Below are 14,393 nucleotides of genomic sequence, written 5' to 3'. Positions count from 1 at the left end.
CCATCGCTGTTGTTGCATTATGGCAGTATTTATCCCCCTCGCGCATATCGCATGATCAAGCAAAGCCCCAAAGAATTCCCCCTGCGCACCGTCGACATCATCGTCTATCCCGGCTTCAAGGCGCTCGAAGCCATCGGCGCCATGAAAGTGTTTGACTACGCCAACACCCATTTGCGCCTGCGCAATCTGCCCGGCGGCTACGACGTGCGCATCGCCTCGACAGCCGTCGGCCCGGTCGAGTCGGACACGCTGATGTCGCTGCACGCCAGCAAGGCGCTCGATGTGAACCGCCTGCCCGACCTGGCCGTCATCGTCGGCTGCCACCACGTCGAGCAAGTCTTGCAGGACATTCCCGCTCTCGCCGCCTGGGTGGCCGAGGCGGCGCCGCGCATCGATACCCTCGCGGCCCTGTGCACGGGCTGCTTCTTCCTGGCCGAGGCCGGCGTGCTCGACGGCAAGAGCGCCGCCACGCACTGGAGCGCCGTGGACAGCCTGCGCCAGCGCTATCCATTGATACAGGTCAATGCCGATGCGATTTTCGTGCGGGAAGGGAAATTCTGGACGTCGGCCGGCGTGACGGCCGGCATCGACCTGGCGCTGGCCCTGGTGGAAGACGATTTCAGCCGCGATATCGCGCTGGAAGTGGCGCGCGACCTGGTCGTGTATCTGAAGCGGCCCGGCGGCCAGTCGCAGTTTTCCGTGCACCTGTCGAGCCAGATGACGACGCACCCGACCATCCGCCAGTTGCAGGGCTGGATCATGGAACATCTTGCCGAAGACCTTACCGTGCCGCTGCTGGCGGCCAGGCTGGCCATGAGCGAACGCAACTTTACGCGCGTGTTCCAGCGCGAAACGGGCACCAGTCCCACGGAATTCATCGACACGGCCCGCTTTGAAGTGGCGCGTCGCTTGCTGGAAGACAATGTGTCTTCCTTAAAACAGGTGGCCGTGCAGGCGGGCTTGCACAGCGAAGACAGGCTGCGCCGCCTGTTTCAAAAGAAACTCGCCATCACGCCGCGCGATTACCGCGAGCGCTTTTCCAGCACGGCGCGCTAGGCGCAGCGGGTATCAGCGCGGCTTGCCGTGACGCACGTGGCGCGTCGCCAGTTGGCGGCTCTGCCGGGCCAGCGGCGTAAACAGCAGTGCGCATAGCAGATACGTGGCCAGCAGCGCCAGCCAGATGGCGGGCGTGGCGAGGCTGGCGGCATTGCTCCACCACAAGGCCAGCAGGGAAGACAGGGCCGCGCCGAGGAAGACGGGCAGCATGCGGCGCAAGGTCGCGAGGTAGGCAGTGGCAAACATGGACGGCTCCCGAAGCAAGGCGGTGATGTCTTCACACTAGCAGGGGCAAGCAACGAAGTACAGCGCGCCGCCCTGCCCCGTCCGTCAAGTGTTGCGCAATGAGTACAGTCAGATAAAATTAATACAACACGACGGAACGGATCGATTCGCCGCTCTTCATCAGGTCGAAACCTTCGTTGATGCGTTCGAGCGGCAAGCGGTGCGTGATCAGGTCGTCAATGTTGAGCTTGCCTTCCATGTACCAGTCGACGATCTTCGGCACGTCCGTGCGGCCCCGCGCGCCGCCGAAGGCCGAACCGCGCCATTCGCGTCCCGTCACCAGCTGGAATGGACGCGTGGAAATTTCCTGGCCTGCCGCCGCCACGCCGATGATGAAGGACTTGCCCCAGCCCTTGTGCGTGCACTCGAGCGCCTGGCGCATCAGGGTCGTGTTGCCGACGCACTCAAACGAATAATCGGCGCCGCCATCCGTCAGTTGCACGATGGCATCGACGACGTTTTCCACTTCGTTGGGATTGATAAAATGCGTCATGCCGAACTTGCGCGCGATGGCCTGGCGCGCCGGATTGATGTCGATGCCGATGATTTTATCGGCGCCCACCATCTTCGCCGCCTGGATCACGTTCAGGCCGATGCCGCCCAGGCCGAACACGGCCACGTTGGCGCCCGCCTCGACCTTGGCCGAGAACAGCACGGCGCCCACGCCCGTCGTCACGCCGCAGCCGATGTAGCACACCTTGTCGAACGGCGCGTCGGAGCGGATTTTCGCCAGCGCGATTTCCGGCACGACGATGTAATTGGAAAAGGTGGACGTGCCCATGTAATGGAACAGCGGCTGGCCATTCAGCGAAAAGCGGCTGGTGGCGTCCGGCATCAGGCCGCGGCCCTGCGTGGAGCGGATGGCTTGGCACAGATTGGTCTTTTGCGACAGGCAGAATTTGCACTGGCGGCATTCCGGCGTGTACAGGGGAATGACGTGGTCATCCTTTTTCAGGGTCGTCACGCCCGGGCCCACGTCGACGACGACGCCGGCGCCTTCATGGCCGAGAATGGCGGGGAAGATGCCTTCCGGGTCGGCGCCGGACAGGGTGTAGTAATCGGTATGGCAGATGCCCGTGGCTTTCAGCTCGACCAGCACTTCGCCGGCGCGCGGGCCGGCCAGGTCGACTTCTTCGATGGTCAGCGGGGCGCCCGCTTTCCAGGCAATCGCGGCTTTGGTTTTCATGTGTGTCATTCCTGCTCGGTTTCAGATGCGCCATTATCGGGCGCCGGCGGGCGCGGTGGCGCAAGTGCCGGCGCGCTTGTCTGAAAACGCGGCGCATTTGTCCGATGCCACCGTACGTTTGCGCCAGCTCAAACTTCCCGCCGCAAAGACGCGCATTCTTGGCACAAGCCCATCCCCTCTTGAGCAGCCATTGCGTCGTTCCCGCAGGAGACTGACATGCGCCATTTCCTTTCCCGCTTGCCGCTGCCCTGGCTGGCCCTGCTGCTGGCATGCTGCCTGGCGCTGCTGGCTGCCTGTGGCGGCGGCCATCACCACCCTGCGCCGGGCGCCACCACGGGGAACCTGGCAGTCACCATCGGCGGCTTGCCGGCCGGCGTGGCAGGCGCCGTCACGGTCACGGGGCCTGCGTCGTACAGCAAGACGCTGACGGCCAGCACCACGCTCACCGGCCTGGCGCCCGGCGCCTATGCGGTGAGCGCCGCCAGCGTGACGCAAGGCACGGGGACGCTGTCGCCCACGCCCGTCACGCAGCAGCTGCAAGTCACTGCGGGGGCGACGGCCAGCGCCAGCGTCACGTATGCGGCAGCCACGCCGCTGACCCTGCGCCTGCAGGAAGTGGCCAGCGGACTGGATGCTCCCCTCTTCCTCACGGCGCCGCCCGGCGACAGCCGTTTGTTCATTGTCGAACGGGCCGGCCGCATCCGCGTGATGCAGAACGGCAGCCTGCTGGCCACGCCCTTCCTCGACATCAGTACGCTCACCACCACCAGCGGCGAACGGGGCTTGCTGTCGCTGGCCTTTCATCCGCAATACGCCAGCAATGGCTATTTCTTCATCTATTACACCAACCTGGCCGGCGACATCGTCATCGAGCGGCGGCAAGTGTCAGCGGGCAACGCCAACGTGGCCGATCCCCTGTCGGCGCTGGGCATCCTCACGATTGCCCACCCCACGTTCAGCAACCACAATGGCGGCTTGCTCAGCTTTGGCCCGGACGGCTATCTGTATGCGGGCACGGGCGACGGCGGCAGCGGGGGCGACCCGCCCGGCAACGCGCAAAACACGAATGTGCTGCTCGGTAAACTGCTGCGCCTGGACGTCAACGCCAGCAGCGTCGCCCAGCCGTACACCATTCCACCCGATAATCCCTTTGCCACGGCGGGCGGACGCCCTGAAATCTGGGCCTACGGCTTGCGCAATCCGTGGCGCTACGCCTTCGACGCGCCGGCCCAGCTGCTGTATGTCGCCGATGTGGGCCAGGCCAGCTGGGAAGAGGTCGACGTGCGGCCCGTGAGCCAGGCGGGCAACAACTACGGCTGGAACATCATGGAAGGCGCGCAGTGCTACAACAGCCCCAGCTGCAACCAGACGGGGCTGGTCTTGCCCGTCATCACCTACGGCCACGATACGGCCGGCGGCTGTTCGATCACGGGCGGCTATGTGTACCGGGGCGCAGCCCTGCCGGAACTGGCGGGGCAATACCTGTATTCCGACTACTGCAGCGGCTGGCTGAAAAGTTTCAGCTACAGCAATGGCACGGCCTCCGCCGTGACGGACTGGGGTATCGCGAACGTGGGCAATATCCTGTCGTTCGGCCAGGATGGCCAAAACGAGCTGTACATGCTGAGCGGCACGGGCAAGGTGTACCGGATCGTACGCAAATAAGCGTCCGTAAATAGCGCGCGCAAGCAGTCATGGCGGCGCACGCCTGGGGCGGCATTTTTCGACGGGGTGCGGGGAACCGGCTAGAATTGGCATTTTCGCCGCGCCCTGCGCACCAGCCCAAGAGAACACCATGGCCCGTTTGAAACTTGAATTTCCCGAAGACCAGTACTGCTATTCCTCGCAACTGACGGTACGCACGACGGACATCAACGCCGGCAACCATCTCGGCAACGATTCCATGATTTCCATGATTTCCGAGGCCCGTGCCCGCTTCCTGTTCGAATATGGCGTGCGCGACATCGAAGCGGACGGTACCGGCATCATCGTCACCGACCTGGCCACCACCTACCGCGCCGAAGCCCATGCGCGCGACCAGTTGCTGTTCGAAGTGGGCGTCATGGATTTCAACAAGTATGGCGGCGACATCACTTTCCGCATCACGCGTCCGCGCGACAGCACCCTGATCGCGATGGCCAAGTCCGGCTTTGTGTTTTTCAACTATAAGCTCAGCCAGGTCGTGCCCATGCCGGAAGATTTCGGCAGCAAGTTCCCGCAGGTGAACTGGATCGATTGAGGCGCGGTACATTCCGGCCATCATCCTGTATCCTTGTCAGGATGATATGTAAAATTGACCTGCGCCGCGCCGGCGCCTGCCTGCTGGCCGCCGTCTGCGCGATGGCCGCACCCGGCATCGGCCATGCCGCGCCGCAAACCGTCATCCTGTACGGCGACGACGACTATGCGCCGTACAGCTATGTGGAAAACGGCGTCTTCAAGGGCATGTATGTCGATATCCTGCGCCAGGCGGCCAGCACGATGCCCGGCTACCGGCTGGAACTGCAGCCGCGCCCCTGGAAGCGGGGCCTCGATGCGCTGGAAAAGGGCCAGGTGTTCGGCCTGTTTCCGCCCGGACGCAAGACGGAACGGCCCTACGTGCAGCCGTATTCGGCCATGCTGTACCGCGAATCGGTGGTGCTGTTTTGCCATGACGCCGTCATGCGCACGCCGCGTACGCGGTTTCCCGCCGACTTTGCCGGCCTGACCATCGGCGTCAATACGGGTTTTTTACTCTCGGAAAAACTGATGGCGCCGGCCCGCGAGGGACTGCTGCGCCTGGAAGCGGCCAAGGGCAATGAAGCCAATCTGAAAAAACTGGCCTTGCGGCGCATCGATTGCTACGCCAGCGACCGCGGCGCGGCACGCCACACGGCGCGCCGGCTGGGCGGCGAACTGGCCCGTTACGGCTTTGCCTTGCACGAAGTGCTGGAATTGTCGTCCGAAGCCACGTATATCGCCTACAGTGCGCGCAACACGCCGGCCTACAAGGCCGACTTCGTCGCGCAGATGAATGCCGCCCTGCTGGCCCTGCGCCAAAGCGGCCAGCTGGCGCGCATCGAAGCGGCTTATTTGCGCTGAACGTCGCGCGGCTGCAAGGTCATGACGGGACGGCTGCGACCCTGGGGCTGGACGCCGAAGGTATTCTTGAACCAATCGTCGATCATGCGCTTTTCATAGCGCAAGGCATCGTTGCTGGGATAACGATTGATATGCTGCAAATAGGACATGTCCGACAGGTAGGCATTGCCGCTGGCGATGACCTTGCCCTGCTGCTCGAGCGTATAGCGCAAGCGCAGCCGCGGCCAGTCCGCGCGGCCCGTCATCAAGCGCACATCGAAGGCGCCGCGGCGCGCCGGGTCTTCGCGCCCCGCCAGGTCGACATCGGTGATCTCGATCCGGAGCTCCTGGCCATGCGGCAAGCCCTTGCCCAGCCAGCTAAAGTGATTGGCCAGGCCCTCCAGGACCTGCTCCCGGTCTCGCGAACTGAACGGTACATCGGAATAGTCGTCGGGCTTGTCGAACGTCACCTGGACGCCTGCCCAGGCGCTGCTGCCAGCAGCCAGCGCCAAGGCGGCTATCCATGCCTTCGTCATGCTGGAAATACGCATATGCATTCCTTTCAGAAAGTTCACGGGCAGGCAGCTGCCGCAATGCCGGCATCTGCCTGTTTCCCGTTTGACTATAGCCTGAAGTGAAAATTTCCGGAGCGCAATACGTTTCGTGCAGCGCAGGCCCGGCGCCCAGCCGCGCAGCCTACTTGCGGGCCTTGCGCTTGACCTTGATGCCAAAGGTATCGGCATACCATTCGTCGATCATCAGCTTTTCATAACGCAACTTTTCATTGCTGAAGTAAGGATTGATACGGCTCAGGTAAGACATGTCGGACAGCGCGGCATCGGCGCTGCTGATGACCTTGCCATTCTGTTCCAGCACATAGTGCAGGCGCATGCGCGGCCAGTCGACCCCGCCATTCATGACGCGGATATCCTGGCCGGCACGCAGGTTGGGATTCTCACGTCCCGCCAGGTCCACGTCCGTCACGTCGATTTTCAAGGTCTGCCCGGGTGGCAGCAATGCGCCCAGCTTTTCGAAATGCCGGCTCAGTTCTTTCAACACCTCTTCCCGCTCGTGCGGGTCGAACGGTACATCCGTGAATTGATCCGGCTTGCTGAAATGCACTTCCGTTCCTGCCCAGGCCGCGCTGCTGGCCAGCAAGGCCAGACCGGCGATCAGGGCGCGCGTCGTTTGCTTTTGCATGATGTACCCTTTCAGGAAATGTACGTGGCATGGCGCCACTTTCTTATGCTTGTTTAATATAACGCGCTACCTTCCATTCTGGCGCGTAATTCATACCTTGTTACTTTTCCGCTTTTCCGCCAGAACAGCAAGACGCCGTATTTTTTTACAGATTCATTGGCAATATTAACTAAAACAAAGTATTGTCTTGAAAATATAGTTGCCTAAGCGATAAAGTATAGATAGTGTCAGCAGCATGGATTTAAAGTGCCTTTTTGGCATGGATGTTGCATGATTTTAGTCAATTGTTCTTGCTTATTGTTAATACTTAGCTGTCAGTCTACAATCGACAAAATGCGCCCGAAAAACGCGCAACGCCAGTGGTGGCGCACAGTTTAGTCTGGCGCAGGCGTCTCAGCATTGCGTCAGTTATGCCTTTTAGCGGAACTCGTCCTTATGTCATTTTTGTCTTCAGCCTCGCCCAAGTTACCCCCCTGGAAAGTCCTGCTCGTCGACGATGAACCCGACATCCACGACATCACGGAACTGACGCTGAGCCGTTTCCGGCTGGAAGGCCGCGCGCTGAGCTTCGTGCATGCGTACAGCGGCGCCGAAGCCAAGCAGGTGCTGGCGCGCGAAGCAGGCATCGCGCTGGTGTTTCTCGACGTGGTGATGGAGCGCGAAGACAGCGGCCTGGAAGTGGCGCGCTGGATGCGCGAAGACCTGGGCAACCAGTTTACGCGCATCGTGCTGCGCACGGGACAGCCGGGACAGGCGCCGGAAGAACGGGTGATCGTCAACTACGACATCAACGACTACAAGGAAAAGACGGAACTGGACCGCACCAAGCTGTTCACCACCACCTTTGCCGCCCTGCGCGCCTACCGCGACATCATGAAGGTGGAAGAGGCTCGCCAGGCCCAGCTCCATTACCGCGAGGGACTCGAGCGCGTCATCGCCGCCTCGGCGCACATCTTCAAGCAGCGCAACCTGCGCGACTTCGCCAGCGGCCTGCTGCAGCAAGTCGTCGCCCTGCTGCGCCTGGAAACGAGCATGCTGCTGCGCCTGCGCGGCGCCAGCGCCATTTCGGGCGAACAGGATTATGAAATCCTCGCGCAGATCGGCGACACGGACGACGGCATCCTCAGCCCGTCCCTGCTGTCGCAGCTGGACGACGCCAAGAGCAACAAGATCTCGCGCCTGCATGGCGACACCTATGTCGGCTATTTCCCGAACAGCAGCGGCAAGGCGTCCTTGCTGGTACTCAAGGGCGTGGAAGAAATCTCCGACCTCGATGCGCAATTGCTGGAAGTCTTCTGTTCCGGCGTGGCGATTGCCTTCGACAACATCCTGCTGACGCAGGAAATCACCGATACCCAGGCCGAGCTGATCCTGCGCCTGGGCGACGTCGTCGAATCGCGCTCGCACGAAGGGGGCAACCACGTGCGCCGCATGGCCGAGGTGTGCCAGCTGCTGGCGCAGGCGTCCGGCATGTCGGAAGAAGAAACCATGGTGCTGCGCCATGCGGCGCCCATGCATGACATCGGCAAGATTTCCACGCCTGACGCCGTGCTGCTCAAACCCGGCAAGCTCGATGCGGCCGAATGGGAAATCATGAAGCAGCATCCGACGGTGGGCATGTCCATCCTCGACGGCTCGCAGCGCCCGCTGCTGAAGGCCGCCGCCGTGATTGCCCACCAGCACCATGAAAAATACGACGGCAGCGGCTACCCGCAGGGCCTGGTCGGCGAGCACATCCACAAATACGCGCGCATCGCCGCCGTCGCCGACGTCTTCGACGCCCTCATGCACAAGCGCTGCTACAAGGACGCCTGGCCACTGGAGCGCGTGGTCAGCTACCTGCGCGAGGTCAGCGGCAGCCACCTCGATCCGCAATATGTGGAATTGCTGATTGCAAATCTGGATGCGGCGCTTGCGTTGAATCAACGTTTTCCAGACTAGCAGACCGGATTACGCAGTTCGTCCAAGAGCCAAGTGCCCCCTGAGCAATACGCACGCCGGCAAAACACGCTTCAGCCCAGGTCTCCAAGACGGGCATTCCGGGCCAAGCGGACCTGAAAAATGTCGAGGGCAAGGCGCAGCGACGCAGACAGTACGCATGTACGGCAAGGAGCTGCAACGCCGCCATCGGCATTTTCTCAGGCCCGCGTCTCCGGCCCGCCGCTTTTAGGTTTTCAAGGACACATCATTGAACCCGAGCGGGAAACGGATTTTATAGTGCAATCCCATGCCTGGCGCACTGACCACCTTCACCGTGCCGCCCAGCGGTCCCGTCACCAGGTTATAGAGAATATGCGCACCCAGGCCGCTGCCGCCGGAACCGCGCTTGGTCGTGAAGAAGGGGTCGAACAGCTGGCCCAGGGTGGCGCTGTCCATGCCCATGCCGTCGTCGCTGTAGTCGAGTTCCAGCATCTCGCCGGCCGTGCGCACACTGATCCTGATCTTGCCCGGCTCGCCTTCGACAAAGCCATGCACGAGTGAATTGACCACCATGTTCGTGACGATCTGCGAGACGGCGCCCGGATAGCTGCGCAGCTGCACCTCGGGCGGGCAATCGATCTCCACCTTGACGGGCTTGCCCTTCAGCTTGGGCTGCAAGGACAGCAGGATTTCATCGAGGTATTTGCGCAAGTTGAAGCTGCGCAATTCGTCCGACGACTGGTCCACGGCCACCTGCTTGAAGCTGCGCACCAGCGCCGCGGCGCGCTGCGTGTTCGTCGTCATGATGCGCAGGGTTTGATCGATGATGTCGAAAAATTGCCGCAAGCCATCTTCATCGAGCTGGCCGCCTTCCAGGTCTTCGCGCGTGAGCTTCAATTCCTGCACCAGGTGGCTGGTAGCCGTCACGCAAATGCCCAGCGGCGTATTGATTTCATGCGCCACGCCCGCCACCAGACGTCCCAGCGAAGCCAGTTTTTCCTGGCGCACCAGTTCCGACTGCGCCTCCTGCAAGGCGCTCAGGGCGCTGTTCAGGGCCGCGTTCTGCTCTTCCAGCGCTTCCTTGGCCCGGCGCATGGCGCTGTCGGCCTGGATGCGGGCCATCGCCACGGCCACGTGGCTGGCCATGAAGGCCAGCACGTCCAGTTCCGCCTGGCCATACACGACGGACGTGTCATAGCTTTGCACGATGATCACGCCATATTTCCGGTCGCCCAGCAGCATGGGCGCGCCCATCCAGCTGGCGATGCTGGTATTGCCCAGCGGCTCTTCCATCTCGCCGCTGGCCACCAGCGCCGCATAGCTGCCGGCATCGAGCAGGCAAGCCTGGCGCCGCGCCAGCACATAGGAACTCATGCCGATGCCGTAATGAAAGCGTTTCACGGGCGCCTGCGCATCCTTCTCGTCGACGAAATACGGGATCGTGATGTCCTTGTTGTCCGGGTGGTACAGGGCGATGAGGAAATTCTTCGCCGTCACCAGCTCGCTGATGATGGCGTGCAGGCGCGCGTACAAGGTCGTCGCATCGGATGCCTGCGCCGACAGGTTGGCGATTTCATACAGCGCATGCTGCAGGTTTTCCGCGCGGCGCCGCTCGGCCACCTCGTGCGCCAGCAGGGCCGTGCGCTCCTGCACCGCCTTTTCCAGCCGGTCCATGCTTTGCATGCCTTGCAGCGCGCTCGACACGTGCGTGGCGATCAGCGCGAACAGGGCCTGGTCTTCCAGGCTGAAGCGGTGCTGGGCGTCGTAACTCTGGATGACGATGGCGCCCAGCACCTGGTGCTGCTGGTCCAGCAGCGGACAGCCGATCCAGTGCTCGGCCGCCGTGCCGCCGCCCCAGGCACCGCCGCCGATGGCGCGCATGGCGTCGTCGTCGGCCGTCATCACCAGCTGCTTGCGGTTGACGATGACCCAAGCCGTGGGCGACTGCGCGGCGCTGGCCAGGCGCACGCCCTCGTCCGGGTCGGGCGCGGCGTCGAATTCGTCGACAAAATAGGGAAAGCGCACGAGGCCGTCGTCGCGGTCGCTGAGCGCGACATAGAAGTTCGCCGCATACATGATGCGTCCCAGCGCCGCATGCACCGCCTGCAGGAATTCACTGATATCGCTGCAGGTGCTCGAGCGCTGCCCGATTTCCAGCAACACGGTTTGAACGGCTTCCAGGCGGCTGAGGCGGCTTTCCATGGGTGACTATGTACCTTGTGCAAGTATATGTTCTGAAAATCAATATTATCAGTTCAGCCCAGCCTTGGCACGGCATAAAACGGAGAATCTTGCCTTGAGGCAGAGCAACACACGCCACGCGCGCATTTGCCACGCTGGCAATACAGTGGCAGACTAGGCCCCTTCCTACAGACCAGACCGTCCTCATGACTGCCACGCTACGCGCCTCGCTTCGCCCCTACACCCTCGCCGGCCTGCTGGCCTTTGCCGCGCTGGGCATGCCGCCCCTGTGCGCCGCGCCAGCCAAGGCGCCGGCGGCGGAAACGGCCGATGGCGGACGCTATTTCGGCCCCCTCGTCGCGGGCAAGATGCATGGCCAGGGCCGGCTCGAATATGCGAGCGGCGCATTTTACGAAGGGGGCTTCGCGCGCGGCGTGTTTTCCGGCCAGGGCAAGCTGCGCCAGGCGTCCGGCGTCGAATACACGGGCGCGTTCAGTCAGGGCGCCTTCGACGGCCTCGGCCGCTACACCTCTCCCAAGGGCGAAATTTATACGGGCAACTTCGTCAAGGGCAGCTTCGAGGGCGTGGGCCGCTTCCAGGGTGCCGACGGCGCCACCTTCGAAGGCCAGTTCAAGCACTGGCGCCCGCACGGCGCCGGCAAGCTGACCGACACGGACGGCACCGTCTTCGAAGGCGAATTCGTCCAGGGCCAGGTGCAGGGCAAGGCCACCGTCACCACCAGCGACGGCATCCATTACGAAGGCGAGCTGAAGGACTGGAAATTCGAGGGCCAGGGCGTGCTGCGCACGGCCGAGGGCGACGAATACCGGGGCGGCTTCAAGAATGGCCAGTTCGACGGCAAGGGCATACTGCGCTACGCCGTGGCGCAGGCGGACGGCCGGCGCGAAGACAGCGGCAACTGGACGGAAGGCCAGCTGGACGACCCGGCCCTGGACAAGCTCACGCGCGACAATATCGAGCTGGCCCTGTACAACCAGCGCACCTTGCTCGACGGCGCCCTGGCCCGCATCGCGCCGCGCGATGCGGCGAAAAAGATCAATCTGTATTTGTTGGGCGTGGCCGGCGATGGCGCACAGGAAGTGTTTCACCGCGAAACGGCCTTCGTGCAGCACCAGTTCGACCGCGATTACGACACCGTGGGCCGCTCCTTGATGCTCGTCAACAGCCGCAACACGGTGGCGCAGCAGCCGATGGCCACGCGCACCAGCATCGCCGCCAGCCTCGACGCGCTGGGCGCGAAGATGGACAAGGCCAACGACATCCTGTTCCTGTTCCTCACCAGCCACGGCTCGCCCGAGCACGAACTGGCGCTGGCGCAAAACGGCATGGACTTGCACAGCCTGCCCGCGCAAGAGCTGGCATCCATGCTCAGGCACAGCGGCATCCGCTGGAAAGTCATCGTGATCTCGGCCTGCTATGCGGGCGGCTTCATTGCCCCCTTGAAAGATGACAACACCCTCATCATCACGGCCGCGCGCAGCGACCGCACCTCGTTCGGCTGCGACGACCAGAACGATTTTACGTATTTCAGCGAAGCGTATTTCAAGGAAGCCTTGCCGAAAAGCAGCAGCTTCACGGAAGCGTTCGACAAGGCCAAAGTGCTGGTGCAGGCGCGCGAAGCGGCCGATTTCCGCGAAGGCGGCATGGAAGCGGAAGAGCATTCCGAGCCGCAACTGTTCCAGGGCAAGGCCATCGCCGCGCAATTGAAAGCGTGGCGCGCCCAGCCGCGCTGACATGGGCACGCCCGCCCGCCTTTCTGTACAATAGCCGTCACCATGCGTAAATTCTTCCTCATTTTGCTGCTGTTCGTGCTTCCGCTCCAGATGTCCTGGGCTGCGGCGAGCGCGTATTGCCTGCACGAGGAAGGCAAGGCAGCGCAGCACCTGGGCCATCACAGCCACCAGCACAAGGCGGATGCGGACAAGAAACCCGTGGCCGACAAGGCTGACAAGCAGTCCAAGGGCCAGCCGCACAGCGATTGCAACGTCTGCCATGGCATCGGCCACGCATGGCTGCCGGCCGGCTCCAGCCTGCCCGTCGGCGACATGGCCTCCGTGAACGCGGACACTTCCCCCTTCTTTTACGCTTCCCACATCCCGGACGCTCCCAAGCGCCCCGACTGGTCGTCGGCCACCTAGGCCGACGGGACGTCCCCTTTTGTCATAACGCAATGCGCGCCCTGAAATAATCCGGGCGCAGGCCTGCGCGTCCCGTCGAATTCTTTTTCCATACCTTGGAGAATTCGATGCACCGATCCATGTATCTATTGCTACTCTCTGCTGGCCTGCTGGCCGGCAACTTTGCCCATGCGCAATCTGGCGTGGAACCCGCCGCGCCCCTGACCCTGCCCGCCGCGCTGGCCCTGGCGGAGGGCGGCAACGCCACCCTGTCGGCCGCCCGCCATGAACTGGCGGCCCAGGGCGGCGCCCTGCAGCAGGCACGCGCCTTGCCCAACCCGGAATTGCAAACCGTGCTGGAAGACACGCGGCGCGCCACGCGCAGCACCACCGTGCAGCTCAACCAGCTCATTGAGCTGGGCGGCAAGCGGGGTGCGCGCGCCGCCGTCGCCCGGCGCGGCGCAGACCTGGCGCAGGCGGGCCTGTCCCTGCAACAGGCGGACACGCGCGCCGCCGTCACGTCCGCCTTTGTCGACGTGCTGGCCGCGCAGGAAGGCTTGCGCCTGGCCGACAGCGCGCAGGCGCTGGCCGCGCGCGCCAGCGACATCACGGCGCGCAGGGTGACGGCCGGCAAGGCGTCTCCTGTCGAGGAAACCCGCGCCAGGGTGGCCGAAGCGAGCGTGCGGCTGGAACTGAACCTGGCGCGCAGCACCCTGGCCAGCGCCCGCCAGCGCCTGGCCGCCCTGTGGGGCAATGCCACGCCCCGCTTCACGCTGGCAGAGGGACGCCTGGAAACCTTGCCGGAGCTGCCCCCGGCCAGCGAACTGGCGGCGCGCCTGGCCCAGGCCCCTGCCGTGCGCCAGGCGCAAAGCGCACTGGCCCAGCGGCAAGCCATGCTGGACGTGGAACAGCGGCGTTCCACGCCCGACGTCACGCTCAGCATCGGCATGAAGCGCTCGGAAGAGCTGGGCCGCAACCAGGCCATCATCGGCCTGGCCCTGCCGCTGCCTCTGTTCGACCGCAATGCGGGCAACAAGCTCGACGCCTTGCGCCGCAGCGACAAGGCCAGCGACGAGCTGGCTGCCGCCCGCATCGCCGTGCAAACGGCCGTGGCCGCCGCCAGCGAACGCCTGGCCACGGCCAGGCTCGACGTGGAGAGCTTGCGCCAGGACATCTTGCCTGGCGCGCAAAGCGCCTACGACGCGGCCAGCAAGGGATTCGAGTTCGGCAAGTTCGCCTTCCTCGACGTGCTCGACGCCCAACGCACCTTGCTGCAAGCCAAAAACCAATACCTGCGCGCGCTGACGGAAGCGCAGCATGCCGCCGCCGACATCGAGCGCTTGCTGGGCACACCAGCTCCCCTGTAA

Annotated in this window: 13 protein-coding genes; 8 read left to right on the top strand and 5 right to left on the bottom strand. The window is 63.5% G+C overall.

All coding sequences use genetic code 11. From position 1 onward, the window contains the following. Window positions 1–51 precede the first annotated feature (51 nt). Entirely contained in the window at window positions 52–1,056 is a 1,005-nt protein-coding gene (locus tag O3301_RS14450; protein ID WP_305056695.1) for a GlxA family transcriptional regulator, read from the top strand. 12 nt (window positions 1,057–1,068) lie between these two features. Here O3301_RS14450 and O3301_RS14445 read toward each other — a convergent pair whose 3' ends face one another. Both O3301_RS14445 and O3301_RS14440 read right to left on the bottom strand, forming a co-directional pair. Beyond that, complete coding sequence (locus O3301_RS14445; RefSeq protein ID WP_034784311.1) at window positions 1,069–1,302, bottom strand: hypothetical protein; 234 nt, start codon at window positions 1,300–1,302, stop codon at window positions 1,069–1,071. A 118-nt stretch (window positions 1,303–1,420) separates the two neighbouring features. Continuing rightward, window positions 1,421–2,527, bottom strand: coding sequence for an S-(hydroxymethyl)glutathione dehydrogenase/class III alcohol dehydrogenase (locus tag O3301_RS14440; RefSeq protein WP_034753481.1), 1,107 nt, complete (start codon window positions 2,525–2,527; stop codon window positions 1,421–1,423). A gap of 216 nt (window positions 2,528–2,743) precedes the next feature. Between O3301_RS14440 and O3301_RS14435 the strand changes: the two genes are divergently transcribed. The 3 genes from O3301_RS14435 (at window position 2,744) to O3301_RS14425 (ending at window position 5,608) form a co-directional block, all read left to right on the top strand. Beyond that, window positions 2,744–4,192: a sorbosone dehydrogenase family protein gene (locus O3301_RS14435; RefSeq protein ID WP_305056694.1), complete on the top strand. Its 1,449-nt coding sequence runs from the start codon at window positions 2,744–2,746 to the stop codon at window positions 4,190–4,192. Window positions 4,193–4,322: 130 nt separating this feature from the next. After that, a complete protein-coding gene (locus O3301_RS14430; RefSeq protein WP_077399141.1) occupies window positions 4,323–4,766 on the top strand; it encodes a thioesterase family protein in 444 nt (147 codons plus the stop codon). Window positions 4,767–4,807: 41 nt separating this feature from the next. Beyond that, window positions 4,808–5,608 (top strand): ABC transporter substrate-binding protein, encoded by an 801-nt coding sequence (locus tag O3301_RS14425; protein WP_305056693.1) that lies wholly within the window; start codon window positions 4,808–4,810, stop codon window positions 5,606–5,608. Here the strand turns inward: O3301_RS14425 and O3301_RS14420 are convergent. Together O3301_RS14420 and O3301_RS14415 are read right to left on the bottom strand one after the other, a co-directional pair. Then, entirely contained in the window at window positions 5,596–6,138 is a 543-nt protein-coding gene (locus tag O3301_RS14420) for a DUF3016 domain-containing protein (protein WP_305056692.1), read from the bottom strand. The two genes, O3301_RS14425 and O3301_RS14420, sit on opposite strands and share 13 nt — an antisense overlap. Before the next feature lie 145 nt (window positions 6,139–6,283). Beyond that, complete coding sequence (locus O3301_RS14415) at window positions 6,284–6,787, bottom strand: DUF3016 domain-containing protein (RefSeq protein ID WP_289919308.1); 504 nt, start codon at window positions 6,785–6,787, stop codon at window positions 6,284–6,286. A gap of 435 nt (window positions 6,788–7,222) precedes the next feature. Here O3301_RS14415 and O3301_RS14410 point away from each other — a divergent pair, with 435 nt between their 5' ends. Continuing rightward, window positions 7,223–8,728 carry a DUF3369 domain-containing protein gene (locus tag O3301_RS14410; RefSeq protein WP_289905657.1) on the top strand — a complete coding sequence of 502 codons (1,506 nt, stop codon included), beginning with the start codon at window positions 7,223–7,225 and terminating at the stop codon, window positions 8,726–8,728. Between the two features lie 225 nt (window positions 8,729–8,953). Here the strand turns inward: O3301_RS14410 and O3301_RS14405 are convergent, their stop codons facing one another. After that, window positions 8,954–10,909 (bottom strand): GAF domain-containing sensor histidine kinase, encoded by a 1,956-nt coding sequence (locus O3301_RS14405; RefSeq protein WP_289905658.1) that lies wholly within the window; start codon window positions 10,907–10,909, stop codon window positions 8,954–8,956. Between the two features lie 185 nt (window positions 10,910–11,094). Between O3301_RS14405 and O3301_RS14400 the strand changes: the two genes are divergently transcribed. The 3 genes from O3301_RS14400 (at window position 11,095) to O3301_RS14390 (ending at window position 14,393) form a co-directional block, all read left to right on the top strand. Then, window positions 11,095–12,642: a C13 family peptidase gene (locus O3301_RS14400; protein WP_305056691.1), complete on the top strand. Its 1,548-nt coding sequence runs from the start codon at window positions 11,095–11,097 to the stop codon at window positions 12,640–12,642. Window positions 12,643–12,684: 42 nt separating this feature from the next. After that, complete coding sequence (gene czcI, locus O3301_RS14395) at window positions 12,685–13,047, top strand: cation efflux protein, CzcI family (RefSeq protein WP_305056690.1); 363 nt, start codon at window positions 12,685–12,687, stop codon at window positions 13,045–13,047. 119 nt (window positions 13,048–13,166) lie between these two features. Then, window positions 13,167–14,393, top strand: a complete 1,227-nt coding sequence (locus O3301_RS14390; RefSeq protein ID WP_305053918.1) for a TolC family protein — start codon at window positions 13,167–13,169, stop codon at window positions 14,391–14,393.

The sequence above is a fragment of the Janthinobacterium sp. SUN211 genome, from assembly GCF_030587315.1.
Lineage (GTDB): Bacteria > Pseudomonadota > Gammaproteobacteria > Burkholderiales > Burkholderiaceae_D > Janthinobacterium > Janthinobacterium kumbetense.
Note: the sequence above shows the minus strand (reverse complement) of the source record. Positions and strands in the feature narration are given on the sequence as shown.